The organism is Spirochaetaceae bacterium (genome assembly GCA_009784515.1).
In the GTDB taxonomy this organism is placed as follows: domain Bacteria; phylum Spirochaetota; class Spirochaetia; order WRBN01; family WRBN01; genus WRBN01.
Window position 1 is genome coordinate 22,401 of record WRBN01000001.1, and the last position, 18,410, is coordinate 40,810.

The following is an 18,410-nucleotide window of genomic DNA, read 5'->3' on the forward strand; positions in this document are numbered from 1 at the left end:
ATTTAAAATAATTAAATGCCATTAATTATACCTTCGGCGTACTCTTTATCTTCTTGCTCCAATTTAGTAGTAGCTTCCAGCCCCTTTTGCTTATGCAGTAACATATTAATGTTATCACCCAACAAAGCGTAAGCACGGGCACAAGCCTCGTGGCCAAAGGCTACATCTAAAGCTTCAAGATTATTACTTAAAGCTATTTCCAAAGATTTTTGGCCATAGAGCAAAGCCAGCTCGCTCTCTTTTAACATGGCATAGGCCCGCGAGATTAGCCAATCGCCCCGAGCAAAGTTAGCCGGATGGCCAACAAACCCCCATAAATACCGGCTGGCATGAGCTTTATTAAGCATTTCGGCATTGTCATCGGCATTACGTTCGGCTTTATCAAATAAATCCCACGTTTCATTAAAAAGCCTTATCGCTTCTTTTTTAATATCAAGTTTCATAACGTCCTCTATTTTTTATCCAGCCATTTTACAGCAGCTTCTGCCACCAGCTTTAAGTTATCAGGCTCAAAGGGAGTTGGTAAACCGGCATCTTTAATTAAATCGACAAAAGTTTTGGTGCCGGCAAAGCCCACAAAACGCCTGTATTTAGCCCAAGCTGCTTTATTATCTTGCTGGTTTTCGGCCCAAAACGATAACGCCATAATTTGCGCTAGGCAGTAATCGATATAATAAAAGGGCATACCATAAATGTGCAGCTGGTTCTGCCAGCGGCGCCCCTCTGTGTAAAATGTTACTTCATCAAGGTTAAGGTAAGGGCGATACTTGGCCTCTAACTTTAGCCACAGTTCATTACGTTCTTTCGGGCTCATTTCAGGCCTTTCGTAAATATGGTGCTGAAATTCGTCAACCATTGTGCCGTAAGGAATAAAAGTTAGAGCGCTACTTAAGTGACTATGATAATATTTTGAGGTTTGCTCGCCAAAGAATCCTTCCATCCACGGCCAAGTAAAAAACTCCATACTCATCGAGTGAACCTCTGCCGTCTCCATCGAGTATTCTTTTAGGGCCGAAGGGTAAATATCGCGCGCTAAATAATCGGCAAAGGCATGACCGGCCTCGTGAGTAAGCACATCAATATCACCCGAAGTGCCATTAAAGTTGGCAAAAATAAAGGGCGATTTATAAAGAGGAATACCGGCGCAATAACCACCGGCAGCTTTACCGGGCCGCGTCAGGACATCAAATAAATCGTTTGTCAACATAAAATCGATAAACTCGGCAGTTTCGGACGAAAGCTCATGGTACATCTTTTGGCCATGCTTAAAGATGTCATCGGGTGTGCCCATCGGTTTAGCGTTACCATCGGGATATTCAAAGGGGTCGTCATAAATCTTTAGGCTATCAAGACCAATGCGCGCGGCCTGCTCAGTCTTTAACCGCTGCGCCAACGGTACAATATACTTAACGACACCCTCACGAAATTTAGCCACCGTAGTTTCATCGTAGCAGTTGCGTTGCATACGGTAGTAACCCAGCTGCGTAAAATTTTTATAACCAAGCTTTTTAGCTATACCGGTGCGCACCTTAACTAAATCATCAAAAATTTTGTCAAATTTTTCGGCACGTTCCATAAACCAAGCCGATTGCGCCGCAAGCGAAGCCTTACGTATAGCCCTGTCGGGGTTTTCACTGTAAGGCCTAAGCTGAGCCAGTGTAAGTTTTTTACCGTCAAAATCGATTTGGGCAGAGGCAATAAGTTTATCGTATTCACTTACCAGCCTGTTTTCCTCCTGCAACCCCTCAATAATTTCGGGGCTAAAAGTTTTAAGCTGCATTTCGGCGTTTACAAACATCAAAGTTCCCCATTCAGCTTCCATCGCTGCACGAAAGGGCGAAGCCAGCATAGCCTTGGTAAAATCTTGTTGTACAGCCTGAAGTTTTGGCCCTACTTCATCGATATAATTTTTTTCGCTATCGTAAAAGCTATCGGTAGTATCCAGAGTATTCCTAATGTAAGCAATTTGAAACAGAGAGTAAATTTGCTTGGAATATTCATCGTATTCTTTATAAGCAGCAAAACATTCTTCTTTAGTGGTAGCCTGCGTAAATTTTTTTAAAATGACAGAAAGCTGCGCATTAACTTCGGCAAAGTTGGGCCTTGTATAAGGCATTTGGGCAAATTTCATTGTTTTTCTCCTGTTAATTTTTAATTTTAGCACGGCTTATGCGGTAAGTCAAATTATTTTTAAAAATAGCTGCTTTTTAGGAGTAAGAAGAGTAATGTTTATTAATCTTCAAACAAATTAAGGATAACGGGGGCAGCAATAGCGGCTTCGTCCTCTTCACCGTTATCATCTTGCTGAGTAAAAGTCGCCGGTAAATTTTTTTTAACCGGTAAACGATAGGTTTTTCTCAGCTTTTCTACTTGATAAACCATATTTTTGGGGTTTTCCGTTAATTTTTTAAACGCCTCTTTATAAGCATCTTGCGCTTTAGTTAAACTAACTTCAATTTTAACCATTTCTTCGGCAAAGCCGGCGAATTTATCGTACAGCTTAATGCCCAATTCGGCAATTTTTTCGCTCTCTTTAGTTTTTTTATAGTTAGCAATCCCGTAAGAAATGGTTTTAAGTAAAGCAAATAAATTTAGCGAACTAACTAACACAATTTTTTTACTCCATGCAAAGTCGTGCAAACTGTAATCTTTACTAATAGCTAAACTATAAGCGCTTTCTATGGGCATAAACATAATGGTAAACTCGGGACTATCCAATTTATAGCCATCTAATTTGTAACTGGCGTGGTAATCTTTGCTGCTTAAATTATTTATTTGCTCTTTTACCGATTTAATAAACTGGTTTAAATAATCGGCTTGGTCGCGCTCACTGTTACTGTTAATATATTGTTCATAATAAAGCAAATTTACTTTAGAGTCTATCACAATATGTTTATCTTCCGGCAATTTAATAATGACATCGGGACGCTGGGTTTTATTATCCTCGTTTTTGACATCGGCCTGCAAAATATAATCAACATTTTTATCTAAGCCGCTTACCTCGAGTATTCTTTGCAGCTGCATTTCACCCCAGTTACCTTGCTGCTTATTATCGCCTTTTAAGGCTTTGGCCAAATTTTCGGCTTGGCTGCCTAATTCTTTGTGGCGTTCGGCCAGCAACTCTATCTCTTTTTTTAAAGAAACCCGCTCTTGCCCCTCTTTAACATAAACGTCATCAACTTTCTTATGAAATTCATTAAGTTTTTCCTTAAAGGGGCTAATAACTTCGCTTAACCTTGCCTTATTATGTTCGCTCAGTTTATTGGCGCTATCTTCTAATACTTGACGGGCTAAATTTTCAAATTGTTCTTTAATTTGCTGTTCTTTTTTAATGAGTTCGGCTTCGCGCGTTTTCACCTTAGCTAATTCTATCTCACTGTGTAGTTTATAGCTGGCCATACTAGTGGCTTCGGTTTTTAAAGTTAAGGCCAGCTCTTTAAGCTCGGCCTTTAAAGCCAAATTATCGGCCAACAAAGCTTTTTCTTTGGCCTCACTTACGGCTATTTTAGTGAACTGTACCGTATAATCGGCCTTTAACTGGGTAAGTTCTGCGTTGCTTTGGATTAGTTCAGCTTTAGAAAATTTAATAGCCTTATAGCTTTGCCATATCTTTAAGGGCAACAACAAAACCGTTAAGGCTAAAACTGCTAAAATAATAATTAGTAATAAAAACATCTTTAGGTAATTATCTAATTTCTAAACCAACTTTAAAATTAACAAAGTGGTACGGTTTAAAAAGCATTTCGCTATCGCTAAACCTGACTAAAGGGCTGGCCTGTCCGCCCTCTAAAACCACCGAAAGAGCCCCTAAGACGAAGATAACCCCGGCGTTTACCCGCCGGTAAAGGCCGCTATCGCTATTAAAAATAAAAGCAGCCCTACTATGCGGCGTGCCCTCTTGCCCCACATAATAAAAACCAACATTGTAACTCATAAAAGGAGCAAAATGCAGCCCGCCCATACGCAGCGGCCAACGTGCGCCCAACCCGGTACCCACCGCATGTGTGCTTATTTCCACCTCATTGGCCCAGTGCAGATAAAAGTTATAATCGACCACATGGTAAAAAAAGCGAAAGGCTCTGGCATTAAAAAAAGTACTGTAAGCCATATCAAAACCAATATCAAAGTTAAAACGATTAACAGCCTCGTCCATATTATGGTTATGGTGATGATAGTTATCATGCGGGTTGCCCGTTAAATATTGATTAAGCCCTATCCGCGTCCAAAACCCGGCGTTAAAACGCTCGGAAATACCAAAAAACCTTTCGTCTGTTGTTTGGCGGTTATGCCTATTTTGGCCATAAGCATTAAAAGCCAAAGTTACCAGCAAAAATAATAAGACTATTTTTTTCATTAATTAATCATAAGCTATAAATGACTATAAGTCAAGAGACATAAATCTTTTTTACTGCCTGCCGGCAGCTCGCCTATGTTTACATAGTAAAAATCTATGTTATAACATATATCAAAAAATATTAGCCGCCAAAACCACTAGCAAAAAGGAATTAAAAAGGCTACCCCACTGGGTAGCCATAAAAAATTATATAGTTATTATAAAAGCCGGTAACTAGGCCCTTCTAATAACATGCACCTTAATTTCGAGGCGGCCATCGCGTTTACGGTCTACCTCGCCGCTAATTTCTACCAAATCGTTACTGCCTACAGTTAAACGGCCCCAATATTTATCGCTAATTTTTACCGTCATTTCGCCTGACGAATCGCGGAAAATATAGTGCTGGCGGTCTATCTGCTGCACAACATTACCAACCAAAGTAATGCGGCTTTTATGCGCCATACCTTGCGCTACCTGAACGGTAGTTACCTGCATAACCGTTCTTACCGCAGGACCGGTAAAGCCCTGAGCACTTAAAACACCGCTTAGCAATAGCGCTAAGCCCAATAAGAATAGTTTTTTCATCAACTAGCCCTCCATTTTAAAAACACTTTATATCTCTAGTTTTAACCAATATATTAAAACCACTTACAACATTATAAACCGCAGAAAACACCTTGTCAAGATGTTATAATGCGAAAAAGCAATTATCTATGGTATATTATAATTTTAGCTAATCTCCTAAAGCCAACAATAGCACTATAGCCTATAAAAAATATTATGTCAAGATGTTATAATACCAAATGGTAATTTATTTACCATATACTCATTATTTAGCTGTTTTTAAGCCTTTTAATTTTGCACTAGTTTAAGCATATTTTTGCCGCAAATAGTTACTAAATTTTGAGCCAACTCTTCAAAAAAAGCTTTATCTTCGCTGCTAAAGCGGTTTAAAATGGGGCTATCTATATCAAGCACCCCAAGCGGTTGGTCGTTTAAAAAAAGCGGCACCACAATTTCGCTTTGGCTGCGACTATCACAAGCAATGTGGCCCTCAAAATCATGCACGTTAGGTACCACCAAAGTTTGCTTTTGGGCTAAAGCGCCGCCGCAAACTCCTTTGCCATAAGCAATAACGGTGCAAGCTACCTGCCCGTTAAAAGGGCCGAGCACCAATTTTTCGCCGGTCCATAAATAAAAACCGGCCCAATTTAAATTATCAAAGTTATGATAAATAAAACTGCTTACATTGGCTAAGCCGGCGATAGTTAAGGCCGGCTCACCATCTAACAAAGCAATGGCTTGCTGTAATTTTAGATTACTCATTTTTAAACTATAACATACATCACCACAGAGAGCAAGGCAAAACTTTTAATTAATCACCGGGAAATCAGTAAAAAAGGTAATTTATCTGCCTTAATATAAACTAAACGCAAAATAGGGCCAATAATAATTACCCCCATAAAAGGCCCTATCTTAAAACCGGTACCCAATAATAAAGCTACTGCATAAAAAATAGCCTCGCACAGCATACGCGCCCGTGCCAAACCAAGCTTTTTAAAGCGGCCATATAAAGCAAAAACTAAGGCCGTATAACTATCCTTGCCGCTGTAACTTAAAGCCACTAAAGCGGCCCCAGCGCCAATTAAAGTTAAGCCAACTAACATAAGGAGAAAATTTATAAGGGCAAGATTACTTGCAGGCGCAAATTTAAAGGCCATTTCAGTAAATAAGGCCGTAAAAAAGGGGTTAATAATAGTGGATAACCCCAGCTGCTTTTTGTCTATAATAAATACAATGGCCGTCATCACTAACATAACCGCCAATGCACTTTGACCAAAGTTTAGAGGCAGGTGCAGGCTGACGCCTTCGTACAAAAAGCCCATGGCATCGGCACCATAGCCGCTGCCGGCGGCCAATCCAATGCCCAAGCCAATAATTATGGCCCCTAAGATGGATAAGCCGAAGCGGTATATTTTAATTCTATTTATTTTTAACAAATTTAATATTCTTACCTTTTAACAAAACGAGGTAATGTCTCCATTACCTCGTCGCTACGCGCCACCCCTTCGCCAGCGAAGGGGTATTAATAATATCTTTTATTTATGCACTAATTATGCTCCGCCTACACGGTAAGCAATATAGCGGGTAATCTCTAAACCGCTATCGGTAACTTTAGCTACTTCGGCGGTTTTTTTGGCAATGGTTAAAGCCGGTTCTTTGACAAAACTTTGCTCAAACAAAATAATTTCGGCCAGTTGTTTATCAATTTTGCCTTTAATAATATTTTTGGCAATATTTTCGGGCTTGCCTTTAACATCTTCTTCGGCCTTTTTGGTAATAATTTCGCTAATTTCGGCTAAATAAGCTGCGTCCACGCTATCGCGGTTTAAATAAAGCGGGCTCATTGCCGCTACATGCATCGCTACATCACGCAGGTAAGCTTTAACACTGTCATCGTGTTTGCCGGTTTTACCAAGCACCACCACACCAATCATACCATCGTTGTGCGAGTAATAAGCGTGTATCGTATTATTATCAAGGTTTACCGTCTCAAAACGTTTAATTTCAAACCGTTCCTTTAAAACAATAACTTCTTCGTCTACCAACGTTTTTAGCTCATCGGTTACGGCGGCTAAATTTTTTTCTAGGATAATTTGGCATAGCTTGTTGCCAAGTGCAATAAAACGTTCATTTTTAGAGACAAAATCGGTTTCGCAGGCCAGCTCGAGGATAACCAATTTATCACCTTGCACCAAACTAAAAACTTTACCTTCGTTACTGGCACGGTCGGCACGTTTGGCAGCGTTAGCTAAACCTTTTTCTTTTAAAATTTTTTCGGCTTTAGCAAAGTCGCCGTCGGCATCTTGTAAAGCTTTTTTACAGTCGGTCATACCGGCCATTGTTTTTTCGCGCAGTTCTTTAACCATTTGCGGAGTTATAGCAGCCATTATTCGTCTTCCTCCATATTGCTTACGGCATATTTTTCGGCGTAATCTTCGCGGTCTTTATTAATTACCGCTTCATCAAGGCCGCCTTCTTCATCAAGGCTTTCAATTACTTGTAAGCCAATTTCGTTATCGGCCTCCAGCACGGCATTAGCGATGGTTTGAGTAAATAAAGTGATGGCACGGATAGCGTCATCGTTGCCGGGAATAGGATAAGTTACACCGCCGGGATTACTGTTGGTGTCTACCACCGCCACTACCGGGATTTTCATACGGTTAGCTTCGGCAATAGCGATGGCCTCTTTACGGGTATCAATTACAAAGATGATACCGGGCAGCTCTTTCATATCTTTAATGCCACCTAAGTTTTTTTCCAGCTTAGCTTTTTCTTTTTGGAGCTTGGTTACTTCTTTTTTAGTAAGCATACTAAAAGTGCCGTCAACTTCCATCTTCTCCAATTTTTTAAGACGCTGCAAACTTTTTTTAATGGTGCTAAAGTTGCTAAGCATACCGCCCAGCCAGCGGTTATTAATATAAAACATACCGCAGCGTTCGGCTTCTTTTTTAACGGCCTCTTGCGCTTGCTTTTTGGTGCCCACAAAGAGCACGGTTTTGCCGCGGCTAACCTCTTTACGCACTGCTTCGTAGGCATCTTTAATGCTCACGATGGTTTTTTGTAAATCGATGATATGCACCCCGTTGCGTTCGGCGAAGATGTACTTCTTCATACGTGGGTCCCAACGTTTTACTTGGTGGCCAAAGTGGACGCCACTTTCAAGCAAATTTTTCATGGTTACTACAGCCATGATAGCTCCTTGCCCCGCTTACAGTTTATAACCTTTTTATTCCCAAAAAGGTGGCGGGTTTAGTCTCATCGTATTTAACCTTTGTTAAATACGATGGAAAATTTTGGGCATAACTATGCCCGAGAGTTTTAGTTCTCTGCAAAGAAGTTTAACCCAAAAAACAATTAATTGCAAGAGTGTTAATTAACAAATTGAGCGCAAAAATAGCTGGCACATAAAGGCGCCAACCTAAAACAGTCAACTACTTATAACGCTTTTTACGCCCTACAGCACTCATAAGTTATTATTTTATTTAAAAGTAAAAAAGCATTATAAGTAGTTGACTGCTTTAAGGAATGATGATAATATAGACTTAAAGGAGGATAATTTAGATACGGCACCGAAAATATTACTATTCCAAAGGGGAATAATATTTCTGGAAACTTTTACCTTACCGATTTAAGAAACTTTTCAGATGATAGAGTTTCCATTATGCAAGATGGTACTATATTTACATTTAGCAACAAATAATTTACTTAAGGAGTTTATTTATGAAGATAAAAATTACAATGACTATTTTAATGCTTTTAATAGTTACTTCGGCAAATGCGCAAACAACCGCTTCGCGCGTAAATGAGGCAATAAGGATATTTAGAGAATATAACCTTAATGTACCTGCCAGTGTTCGTATAACAAGTGAAAATAGGCCATGGCAAAGGCAATTAGAGCTTATTTTAAGCCCTAGAAATGCCAGTATGTATCCTAATATTAAAAGGGATTTTCTTTCTTTTAGTGGACTTTCTTCATTACCAAGTTATGCGCAAGTTCTTGCTAATCAAAACTGGTTGAATTGGTGGCAGAGAGAAATTATGAACCCAAGTCGTGGATTGGACCATGTTACTGGTAGAGCAGTTGATGTCTCTGTAAGGGATTTAACTGTTGAACAAAGAAGAAATTTTGAGCAGATTTTAAGTAATATGGGCATTCGGGTTACCTACGAAGATTATCGTGCCGATGAAACTGTAATTGTTCATAACATTAGTCAAGCAACACTCTTTCACTGTGTTTACTAAATAGTAACCTGCCTCAACCTTTCAAAGCTCGCCCAACCAAAGCGGGCTTTTATTTACCTTTAAGTTATGTTACCATCACTACATGATAAAATCTTTCAACTGCCCTTCTACCAAACAAATTTATGATGGAAATATAGCTAAAAAATTCCCAGCTGAAATACAAAGCCGCGCCAGACGTAAACTTGATATGCTGGATGCCGCCGAAATCCTCGAAGATTTGCGTGTGCCACCATCTAACCGTTTAGAAAAATTACTAGGAAATCGTAGCGGGCAGTATAGTATAAGAATAAATGATAAATACCGCCTTTGTTTTGAATGGATTAACAACGAGGCCCAAAATGTCGAAATTGTGGATTACCATTAAACGTTTATTTATAAAGCCTTGACTTTACGCATTACATAATATATAATATAACTTAAGCGGAGGTATAAAAGATGGCAGAACGTATTAAACTCGACCATATTGGCCTAATTTTACAGGAAGAGTTTATGGAGCCATTTGGGTTATCGATGAACGCTTTAGCTAAGGCCATTATGGTACCACCTAATCGTATACATAGTATTGTACACGGCTTACGGCGCATGAGCGCCGATACCGATTTACGTTTAAGCCATTATTTTGGCTTATCACAAGGCTTTTTTTTACGCATTCAAAATAGATATGATATGACGATGGCTCTACGTGAGTTAGATGATAAAATAAAGCAAATTATTCCTATTGAACATACCTCTACTACCAGCAAAATACCGGTATTAGATGAATAAAGTTTTTACAAACCGCTGTAATACCCCGCCCTGAAGGGCGGGGTATTAGACCCTCTGCTACGCAATAAGATATTAGTCAAGGAGATGTCAATACCCTTGACTTCATAATACTATAAAGTTTTTTATTGCAGTCAAAATTGCGCGATATTTCTAACAAAATTTAGCCAGAATATAAAATAAATAATTTAACTTAACGGTCTCTTCATCACCATCTCTAAGGCAACCTGCATCAAGCTTTCAAAGCCCTCATAATTCTCAGCCACTTTTTAAAGCCCGCTTAATCGGCAGGTTCTTTATTTCTCATTTTTAATCTTCAAACTTTACAAAATTGTGTGGCCAGCCTTTCATTTTTTCATTATGAATAGCTTGTTCTCGCCCACTCAAAAGCTTTGCTTTTGTATTAGCCGGCTTAATATTAAGTTTTGTCTTTTTAGGTTTCATAAGCTTGAGCATAAGCGGCTTAAGCGCCTTTAGCTTACTCTCCGGCATAGAGGCTAAGTAGCCCTGTAATTCTTCTCTTAACGGGATATCACTCATTTTAATGCTTCCTATCTGCATATTTCTCTAGCCACACTTCCATTTGTTAAGTATAATTGCGGCTCTAATATTTGTCAATAACTTTTCCGTTACCCCATAATCTCTTGACAAAGATGGTTTTATTATTTTAAAGTAGCTTATTGCCGGCAATAGTGTTATATTGTGGTTAGCTTAGCAATTAAGGAGCAAGTAATGCAGTTAAATAAATACATAGACCACACTTTATTAAAGGCCGATGCCACCCCGCAGCAAGTTATTAATTTATGTAACGAAGCTAAACAATATAACTTTGCCAGTGTGTGCACCAACGGTAACTACACCAGCTTAGTGGCCGAACAACTCAAAGGCAGCGGGGTAAAAAGCTGTGCCGTTGTTGGGTTTCCTCTGGGGGCGATGGCCACTAAAGCTAAAGTTTACGAAGCCCAACTGGCTTGCCGCGATGGAGCTAACGAAATTGATATGGTGTTAGATATTGGCCAACTTAAAGCCGGGAACGATGGCAGCGTTTACGAAGATATTAAGGCGGTGGTGCAGGCCGTTCACCAACATAAAGCCATTGTTAAGGTAATTATCGAAAGCTCTTTATTAAGTGATGAAGAAAAGGTTAAAGCCTGTAATTTAGCCGTTACGGCAGGGGCCGATTTTGTAAAAACCTCTACCGGCTTTAGCACCGGCGGGGCTACGATAGAAGACGTTAAACTGATGCTAGAGGTAGTTAAAGATAAAGCGCAGGTAAAAGCCAGCGGCGGTATTAAATCGGCCAGCGATGCTTTGGCTATGGTTAAGGCAGGAGCTACACGATTAGGGACCTCTAACGGCATAGCCATTATGCGGCAAGAAGAATGCGCCGGCGGATATTAACTATGCAGCATTATATAGCGTGGTTAATTTTTGGAGCGCTGGTAGCTTATCCTTTTTATAGAGCCATAAAATATTTTTATCTTAGCCGTAAGCACATGCGAGAAGATGGCGGTTATGATATGTTTTGGGAGGGCCGCGATAATCGGGAAAGATTTGCGCAGGACCCCAAACTTCAAAGATTACAAAAGGGTATGATAAAGTGGTGGTTGCTGGTTATGGCCAGCATACCTGTTACCGCTATTATAGTAATTATATTAGATATTTTAGTGTTTTAAAGAAATACTCTCGCCGATAATTTTAATTAGTAAAAATTTATTGACCTTTAGCCTTTTTTAAGGTAAGCTAACGCTATGCTTACCATTAACGAAGAGCCCAATTTTGATGGCGATAATTTTTTACAAACACCTTTTTGGCAGCAATTTAAAGGCAAATTTGGCTGGCAAGGTAAAACCTTTACCGCTGCCTATGATAATTTAAATTTTTCTTTTTTAGTACTTAACAGGCAGATTGGCCGGCTCTTTAACTTTATCTACCTGCCTTTACCAAACTTTACGCCGATTACGACTAACCACAGCCATTTTTTAAAAGAGCTCAGTAAATTATTAAAAAAATATTACCGCAATCCTTTAATTATTAGATACGATTTAACTTGGGAAAATAATATTATTTTAACCAACCCATTACGCAAAGCCATTATGCCGGTGCAGCCGCCAGATACCGTGATTATCAACTTACAGCAAAGCAACGAAGAATTACTAAAAAATATGCATAAAAAAACCCGCTATAACGTTGGCTTAGCCGCTAAAAAAGGGGTTACCATTAGGCAAGATAATAACCAAATAGAGCAATGGTATACAATGTATCAAGAAACTGCTCAGCGTGATGGCATAGCTATTCATAGTTATAATTACTATCAAACTTTTTTACAGTTAGCTAAAGAAAATGGCCTTGAGGCCCGGCTTTATCTGGCCGAACACGAAGGTGATTTACTGGCCGGTATCATTACTTTATTTTATAAAGATACCGCTACTTATGTTTATGGAGCCAGCAGCAATCTTAAACGCAATTTAATGGCCAGTTATGGTTTACAATGGCAAGCGATGAGCGATGCTAAAGCTTTTGGCTGTACCGCTTACGATTTATTTGGTATCCCGCCCAGTGATGACCCTAACCACCCAATGTTTGGGCTGTATCAATTTAAAACCGGCTTTGGCGGGCAGTTGGTGCACAGGTTAGGCGCTTACGATTATCCGGTAAATTGGCCGCTTTATACGGCCTTTAGATTGGCCGAAAAAGGACGCTTAGCCAAAAAAGAGCTGGCTAAAAAAAGAAAGTAGCGGGGATTATCCGTTTTACTTGTTTTTAGTTTTCAACTATCAGTTATAAGTTTGCAACTAATTTACAGCTCTCACACCGGCCGGGATAATTACTCTGTCGCCAACGGTAATATTGTGGCGTTCAAAAAAGCCCTGATTAACCTCGAGCGCATACATTACCGGCAGAGTACTTTGGATAGTGGCACGGCTAAGCGGCGTCATATCGTGGATAGAGCGAATACGGCCGTCTCTATCGATATAAGCTATACTTAAAGGTATGTAGGTATTATGCATCCAAAAACTGCGGATAGCTTCATCGGGAAAAACAAACAGCATACCGTTATTGGCCGGCAAGCTGCGGCGGTGCATTAGGCCTAAAGCGCGGCTATCGGAGGTATCGGCTACCTCCACTAAGATGGTTGTATCGTTAATAGTAACGGTAAGCTGCACCAGCTGTAAATCTTGCGAGCCGCAGCTAAATGCTATTAATATAAATAAGGTAAAAAGCAGTTTTTTCATAGCTTAGAGTGTACTATATAGTTAGCTGTAAATCAAGGGTAGTTACTGCCAAAGCAGGCTACCCCATAAAGCCAATATTATCCTTGCTTACTTTTCTAAGTACGCAAACACCTTTCATACAACCCTTTATCTTTAAGTACTTTAATCATGGTTTCGCCCATTACCGCTGGGGTTTTGGCTACCGTTATGCCGCAGCTCTCTAAAGCGGCTATTTTCTCCGCCGCCGTACCTTTGCCGCCGCTAATAATCGCCCCGGCATGGCCCATACGTTTACCGGCCGGCGCCGTTGCCCCGCCAATAAAGCCCACTACCGGTTTGGTCATATTAGCTTTTACCCAGTGGGCGGCCTCTTCTTCGGCGCTGCCGCCAATTTCGCCAATCATAATTACGGCGTAGGTGTCAGGGTCGGCATTAAAGGCTTTTAGACAATCGATAAAATCGCTGCCGTTCACCGGGTCGCCGCCAATCCCTACGGCGGTGCTTTGGCCGATACCTTGCGTGGTAAGCTGATAAACGGCCTCGTAAGTAAGCGTACCACTGCGCGATACTACCCCGATGTGGCCCTTAGTGTGGATATAACCGGGCATAATGCCAATTTTACATTCACCGGGGGTGATAATACCGGGGCAGTTGGGGCCAACTAAACGCGTTTTTTTGCCCTGCATGTACTGTTTTACCTTAACCATATCAAGGATAGGGATATGCTCGGTAATGCAAATTACTAAATCCAGCTCGGCCTCCACAGCCTCAAGGATAGCGTCGGCGGCAAAGGCGGCCGGTACATAAATAACACTGGCGTTCGCACCGGTTTTGGCTTTCGCTTCGCTTACGGTGTTAAAAACAGGTAAGCCCTCTACAGTTGCGCCGCCCTTGCCCGGCGTAACGCCGCCTACCATTTGGCTGCCATATTCCAGCATTTGTTTGGTATGAAATAAAGCGGTGCTGCCGGTTATTCCCTGTACCAGCACTTTGGTGTTTTTATTAATAAAGATACTCATTAGGCGGCTCCTTTAACTAAAGCAACAATCTTTTGGGCGCCATCGGCCATGCTGGTAGCAGCCTGCAAAGTTAAACCCGATTGCTTTAAAATTTCGCGGCCTTTCTCCACATTGGTGCCCTCTAAGCGTACCACCAGCGGCACTTTTAAGGCCAATTGTTTTACGGCGGCCACTACCCCTTCGGCGATGGTATCACACTTCATAATACCGCCAAAAATATTAATAAATATGCCTTTTACTTGAGGGTCCGATAAAATAATCTTACAAGCCTCGCATACCTTTTCGGTGGTGGCCCCACCGCCTACATCTAAAAAGTTAGCCGGGCTGCCGCCGTAAAATTTAATAATATCCATCGTGGCCATTGCAAGGCCGGCGCCATTCACCATACAGCCAATATTGCCATCTAAAGCAATATAACTTAAGCCGAATTTGCCGGCCGCAATCTCTTTAGGGTCTTCCTCGTTAAGGTCGCGCTTATCGGTAAGCTTGGGGTGGCGGTACAGGGCGTTGTCATCAAAGTTGATTTTAGCATCTAGGGCCATAACCTTGCCGTCTTCGGTGGTAACCAGCGGGTTAATCTCGACAATCGCACAATCCAATTCAACGTAGGCCTTATATAAGTTGATAAGCAGCTTGGCCGTTTGGCTAATAAGCTCGGTTGGTATGTTAATGTTAAAGGCAATGCGCCGCGCCTGAAAGCCGGTTAACCCCACCAGCGGGTCGATAAATTCTTTAAAAATTTTTTCGGGCGATTTAGCGGCAACTTCCTCAATATCCATTCCGCCCTCTTCGCTGGCCATTAAAACCACCTTACTAGTAGAACGGTCTAGCACCATACCCGCATAGTACTCTTTCTTAATAGCGCAGCCTTCTTCTATCAGCAGGCGTTTAACCTCTTTGCCTTCCGGCCCGGTTTGCTGGGTAACCAAAGTTTTGCCTAAAATTTCGGCGGCATAATTCTTTACTTCGTCTGGGCTTTTAGCTACCTTAACACCGCCGGCTTTACCGCGCCCGCCGGCATGAATTTGCGCCTTAACCACTTTAACCGTACCGCTTAATTTTTCGGCAGCAGTTACGGCTTCGTCTACGCTAAAGGCTACATAGCCGTTTGGCACGGTTACTCCATAGCCACGCAGTAGCTCTTTAGCTTGATGTTCGTGTATGTTCATTAAAATAATCCCTATATTATGCCTGCCACTAAAGGTAAGCAAGTTAATTATAAACAACTAACTATTAACTATAAGTTGTTAGTTATTACCTATTATATGTATTCTTTCACCAAAGTGTTATAAAACAAATCTTCGCTTAAGTTTAAATCGGCCTTAACCAAAGCCTCCGGCGCATAACCTTTCACCACCTCTTGGTAGCTGGCCATCTCTTTTTGATAAAGCACACCGGTAAGCCAGCCCTCTTTTTCGGTAATAGCTTTAAAGGCAGCGGTTATATCGCTGGGGTTGTAACCGGCAATATCAGCTACATTACTTAACCGCTCTTTGTACCACTGCACATCGTTGGTTTTATTGTAGGTAGGACAAGGGCTGTAAATAACCACCAGCGAAAAACCTTTGTGGTTAATGGCCTTTTCGATAATGTCGGTCATTTGGTTAAGGTCGCTCGAAAAACTTTGGGCCACAAAGGTCGCACCGCTGGCTAAAGCCAGCTGCACCGAAGAGATAGGCCTTTCCACCGACCCGGTGGGGCTGCTGTTGGTAATTTGCCCTATATCGCTGCGCGGCGACATCTGCCCCTTAGTTAAACCATAAATTTGATTATCCATTACAATATAAGTCATATCTATATTACGGCGCATAGCGTGCACGGTATGGTTGGTACCAATGGCAAAACCATCACCATCACCGCCGGCGGCAATTACGGTAAGTTCGCGGTTAGCCATTTTAATGCCCTGCGCCACCGGTAAAGCACGGCCATGCAAGCCATGTACGCCATAACTGCGTACATAACCGGCTAAACGGCCGCTACAGCCAATACCGGTAGATAAAGCCAACTGATGCGGCTCTATCCCGCAATTTGCCGCCGCTTTTTGAATGGCAGCCAATACTCCGTAGTCGCCGCAGCCCGGACACCAGTTAGGTTTTACATCGTTTTTAAAATCGTTTGCTGTGGCCATTTACAGCACCTCCTTGCTTTTTTTGTAAAGTTCGCCCGGTAAAAAGGGGCTACCATCGTACTTTAAAATATTTTTAATTTTTTCGGCCTGCCCTACCTCCAGCTTCATTATCTGTGCCAGCTGGGCAGTAGCGTTGTTCTCCACAATAATAATTTTTTTAGCTTTTTTTACTAATGGGGCTACTTTTTCGGCCGGGAAGGGGTGGATTAACCTAATATGGGCGTGGCCTGCCTTAACACCTTCGCCGTTAAGTTTGGCTACCGTCTCTTCAATGGCTCCGCGTGTGGAGTTAAAACCTACAAATAAAACATCTAGCGCATCGGCCTCTTTAGCAACGGCATTAATATGCACCGGCTCGGCCACCTTAACGCTTTTTAATTTGCGCAGCCTCTTATCCATTTGGTTTATGCGGTTACTTACTACTTCGCTGGGTTTGCCCATTTCGTTATGCTCTACGCCCGTTGAGTGATGAATACCATTAACCATACCCGGCACCACACGCGGCGATACGCCGCTTTCGGTTACTAAATAACGTTTAAAATAATCCGTTGGGTCGGCTGGGGCCGGTACACTGCTTTGTAAAGCACCGCGTCTAATTTGCACCTTCTTTAAATTAAGCATTTCAACGGTTTGTTTGCTGCTGCCCATTTGCATGTCTATTATTAAAATAACCGGGCACTGAAACTCTTCGGCCAAGTTAAAGGCCTCAGTGGTATCGTAAAAAGCCTCTTCCACAGTACTGGGGGCCAGCACAATTTTAGGAATATCGCCGTGCGTGTTGTAAATAGCGGCCATAATATCCGATTGCTCATGGCGAGTTGGCAAGCCGGTACTAGGGCCGCCGCGCTGCACATCTACCACCACCAGCGGGGCCTCTATCATTGCAGCAAAGCCAATGCCTTCGGCCTTTAGCGATAAGCCGGGCCCAGAGGTATTAGTTACACTGCGCACACCGGCATAACCGGCGCCAATGGTCATCATAACGGCGCTAATTTCGTCTTCGGTTTGCACCACCGCACCGCCCACTTTAGGCAAGTGCCGAATGAGGTACTCCATAATTTCTGTAGCAGGAGTGATGGGGTAACTAGCCATAAAACGCGCTCCGCCGGCAATACAGCCCATACCCACAATATCGTTACCGGTAATAAATAAACGCTCGGCTTTATTAGCTGCCTCCATCTTAAAAGGAGTGCTGCCCAGTTTGTTGTCTACTTCGGCTTTACCGGCTTTAATGGCTTCTATATTACTTTTAACCACCGCTTCACCTTTACGGCCAAACTTTTCGGCGGCTATTTCGGTAAAAACAGTAGTGTCTAGTCCCATTAAAGCCGCACTAGCGCCAACGGCCACCATATTTTTCATGAGCGGCGTGCCTAAGTTTTTAGCTATATCGGTAAAAGGGATAACCAGCAGTTTAGCGCCACAGCCCGATGGCAGCAACGGCTCAAATTTGGCATCGGCCAAAATGATGCCCTCTTTTACTACCTCATGGTAGTTTAAATCGATAGCTTCTTGGTCAAAAGCCACCAAAATGTGCACTGCATCGGCGGTGCTATACAGCCTATCCACCGATACCCTAATTTTATTAGTGCTGGGGCCGCCTTTAACCCTTGATGAAAAGGTACGAAAGGCATTTAAATAATACCCCAGCCTATTTAAGCCGGTCGAAAATAAATCGCCGGTGGCCTCGATACCTTCGCCCTGCGTACCGCCAATTTTCCATGAAATTTCCTTAAACATATTTCCTCCTTTTAATAACTGAAAGCTGAAAGGTGAAAACTAAAAATTATGTTTTACTTTTAAGAGTTTTAATTGTAGAAACAAGCATTTTAAGTAATTCATCACAATCCGTTTTAATACTTTCATATTGTTCTTTGGTTAAATATTCCGTTTCAAAGAGTAATTCAAGCCAATATTTTGCCTCATTAGCTTCTTTAAGTGCAATATTATTTTTATGAATAAAATCTAAATTACTTTGAGCGTGCTCTGCCTCCATAATATTTGCCCCTACGCTTGTACCACTTTTTAAAAGCTGCTTTGACATAATAAACTCTTTTTTCTCATTAGTTAAATGTTTAAAAAGATTTACAATTCTTATGGCAAACCTCTTGCTCTTTTCTTGCAATATACTTTCTTTCATATTATCT

Annotated in this window: 22 protein-coding genes; 6 read left to right on the forward strand and 16 right to left on the reverse strand. The window is 41.6% G+C overall.

All coding sequences use genetic code 11. The features are described from left to right. Positions 1 to 11: 11 nt before the first annotated feature. The 9 genes from FWE37_00145 to rpsB all read right to left on the reverse strand — a co-directional run bounded on the left by FWE37_00145 (position 12) and on the right by rpsB (position 8,087). Positions 12 to 443, reverse strand: a complete 432-nt coding sequence (locus tag FWE37_00145) for a hypothetical protein (GenBank protein ID MCL2519399.1) — start codon at positions 441 to 443, stop codon at positions 12 to 14. An 8-nt stretch (positions 444 to 451) separates the two neighbouring features. After that, a complete protein-coding gene (locus tag FWE37_00150) occupies positions 452 to 2,131 on the reverse strand; it encodes a M3 family oligoendopeptidase (protein MCL2519400.1) in 1,680 nt (559 codons plus the stop codon). Between the two features lie 101 nt (positions 2,132 to 2,232). Continuing rightward, positions 2,233 to 3,675, reverse strand: a complete 1,443-nt coding sequence (locus FWE37_00155; GenBank protein MCL2519401.1) for a DNA recombination protein RmuC — start codon at positions 3,673 to 3,675, stop codon at positions 2,233 to 2,235. A 10-nt stretch (positions 3,676 to 3,685) separates the two neighbouring features. Then, on the reverse strand, positions 3,686 to 4,354 hold the full coding sequence (locus tag FWE37_00160) for a hypothetical protein (protein ID MCL2519402.1): 669 nt from the start codon (positions 4,352 to 4,354) through the stop codon (positions 3,686 to 3,688). 213 nt (positions 4,355 to 4,567) lie between these two features. Next, the gene (locus tag FWE37_00165; protein MCL2519403.1) at positions 4,568 to 4,918 is read right to left on the reverse strand and encodes a NirD/YgiW/YdeI family stress tolerance protein; all 351 of its coding nucleotides are present in this window, start codon (positions 4,916 to 4,918) and stop codon (positions 4,568 to 4,570) included. Between the two features lie 267 nt (positions 4,919 to 5,185). Further along, positions 5,186 to 5,659, reverse strand: a complete 474-nt coding sequence (locus tag FWE37_00170; protein MCL2519404.1) for a GAF domain-containing protein — start codon at positions 5,657 to 5,659, stop codon at positions 5,186 to 5,188. Positions 5,660 to 5,712: 53 nt separating this feature from the next. Continuing rightward, positions 5,713 to 6,333 carry a hypothetical protein gene (locus FWE37_00175; protein MCL2519405.1) on the reverse strand — a complete coding sequence of 207 codons (621 nt, stop codon included), beginning with the start codon at positions 6,331 to 6,333 and terminating at the stop codon, positions 5,713 to 5,715. Between the two features lie 114 nt (positions 6,334 to 6,447). Further along, positions 6,448 to 7,284: a translation elongation factor Ts gene (tsf, locus tag FWE37_00180; GenBank protein MCL2519406.1), complete on the reverse strand. Its 837-nt coding sequence runs from the start codon at positions 7,282 to 7,284 to the stop codon at positions 6,448 to 6,450. Further along, positions 7,284 to 8,087: a 30S ribosomal protein S2 gene (gene rpsB, locus FWE37_00185; GenBank protein MCL2519407.1), complete on the reverse strand. Its 804-nt coding sequence runs from the start codon at positions 8,085 to 8,087 to the stop codon at positions 7,284 to 7,286. Before rpsB ends, tsf begins: the two co-directional genes overlap by 1 nt. Before the next feature lie 530 nt (positions 8,088 to 8,617). Here rpsB and FWE37_00190 point away from each other — a divergent pair. The 3 genes from FWE37_00190 (at position 8,618) to FWE37_00200 (ending at position 9,904) form a co-directional block, all read left to right on the forward strand. Then, the gene (locus FWE37_00190) at positions 8,618 to 9,139 is read left to right on the forward strand and encodes a hypothetical protein (GenBank protein ID MCL2519408.1); all 522 of its coding nucleotides are present in this window, start codon (positions 8,618 to 8,620) and stop codon (positions 9,137 to 9,139) included. A gap of 82 nt (positions 9,140 to 9,221) precedes the next feature. Further along, a complete protein-coding gene (locus tag FWE37_00195) occupies positions 9,222 to 9,503 on the forward strand; it encodes a type II toxin-antitoxin system RelE/ParE family toxin (protein MCL2519409.1) in 282 nt (93 codons plus the stop codon). Positions 9,504 to 9,574: 71 nt separating this feature from the next. Beyond that, positions 9,575 to 9,904 (forward strand): HigA family addiction module antitoxin, encoded by a 330-nt coding sequence (locus tag FWE37_00200; GenBank protein MCL2519410.1) that lies wholly within the window; start codon positions 9,575 to 9,577, stop codon positions 9,902 to 9,904. 306 nt (positions 9,905 to 10,210) lie between these two features. On the opposite strand, the gene FWE37_00205 is transcribed toward FWE37_00200, so the two are convergent. Beyond that, on the reverse strand, positions 10,211 to 10,393 hold the full coding sequence (locus tag FWE37_00205) for an immune inhibitor A (protein ID MCL2519411.1): 183 nt from the start codon (positions 10,391 to 10,393) through the stop codon (positions 10,211 to 10,213). 240 nt (positions 10,394 to 10,633) lie between these two features. Here FWE37_00205 and deoC point away from each other — a divergent pair, with 240 nt between their 5' ends. From deoC to FWE37_00220, 3 genes are all read left to right on the forward strand, one after another. Continuing rightward, positions 10,634 to 11,302 carry a deoxyribose-phosphate aldolase gene (gene deoC / locus FWE37_00210; protein MCL2519412.1) on the forward strand — a complete coding sequence of 223 codons (669 nt, stop codon included), beginning with the start codon at positions 10,634 to 10,636 and terminating at the stop codon, positions 11,300 to 11,302. A gap of 2 nt (positions 11,303 to 11,304) precedes the next feature. Beyond that, the gene (locus FWE37_00215; protein ID MCL2519413.1) at positions 11,305 to 11,577 is read left to right on the forward strand and encodes a hypothetical protein; all 273 of its coding nucleotides are present in this window, start codon (positions 11,305 to 11,307) and stop codon (positions 11,575 to 11,577) included. A gap of 75 nt (positions 11,578 to 11,652) precedes the next feature. Continuing rightward, positions 11,653 to 12,639: a peptidoglycan bridge formation glycyltransferase FemA/FemB family protein gene (locus tag FWE37_00220; GenBank protein MCL2519414.1), complete on the forward strand. Its 987-nt coding sequence runs from the start codon at positions 11,653 to 11,655 to the stop codon at positions 12,637 to 12,639. A gap of 57 nt (positions 12,640 to 12,696) precedes the next feature. On the opposite strand, the gene FWE37_00225 is transcribed toward FWE37_00220, so the two are convergent. The 6 genes from FWE37_00225 to FWE37_00250 form a co-directional block, all read right to left on the reverse strand. Continuing rightward, positions 12,697 to 13,137: a DUF192 domain-containing protein gene (locus FWE37_00225; GenBank protein ID MCL2519415.1), complete on the reverse strand. Its 441-nt coding sequence runs from the start codon at positions 13,135 to 13,137 to the stop codon at positions 12,697 to 12,699. Between the two features lie 95 nt (positions 13,138 to 13,232). Then, a complete protein-coding gene (sucD, locus tag FWE37_00230; GenBank protein ID MCL2519416.1) occupies positions 13,233 to 14,135 on the reverse strand; it encodes a succinate--CoA ligase subunit alpha in 903 nt (300 codons plus the stop codon). Further along, entirely contained in the window at positions 14,135 to 15,304 is a 1,170-nt protein-coding gene (gene sucC / locus FWE37_00235; protein ID MCL2519417.1) for an ADP-forming succinate--CoA ligase subunit beta, read from the reverse strand. The genes sucD and sucC overlap by 1 nt, the downstream gene beginning before the upstream one ends. Before the next feature lie 92 nt (positions 15,305 to 15,396). After that, positions 15,397 to 16,263 carry a 2-oxoacid:ferredoxin oxidoreductase subunit beta gene (locus FWE37_00240; protein ID MCL2519418.1) on the reverse strand — a complete coding sequence of 289 codons (867 nt, stop codon included), beginning with the start codon at positions 16,261 to 16,263 and terminating at the stop codon, positions 15,397 to 15,399. Beyond that, on the reverse strand, positions 16,264 to 18,003 hold the full coding sequence (locus FWE37_00245; GenBank protein ID MCL2519419.1) for a 2-oxoacid:acceptor oxidoreductase subunit alpha: 1,740 nt from the start codon (positions 18,001 to 18,003) through the stop codon (positions 16,264 to 16,266). Positions 18,004 to 18,049: 46 nt separating this feature from the next. Next, on the reverse strand, positions 18,050 to 18,403 hold the full coding sequence (locus tag FWE37_00250; GenBank protein ID MCL2519420.1) for a four helix bundle protein: 354 nt from the start codon (positions 18,401 to 18,403) through the stop codon (positions 18,050 to 18,052). Between the last annotated feature and the right edge of the window lie 7 nt (positions 18,404 to 18,410).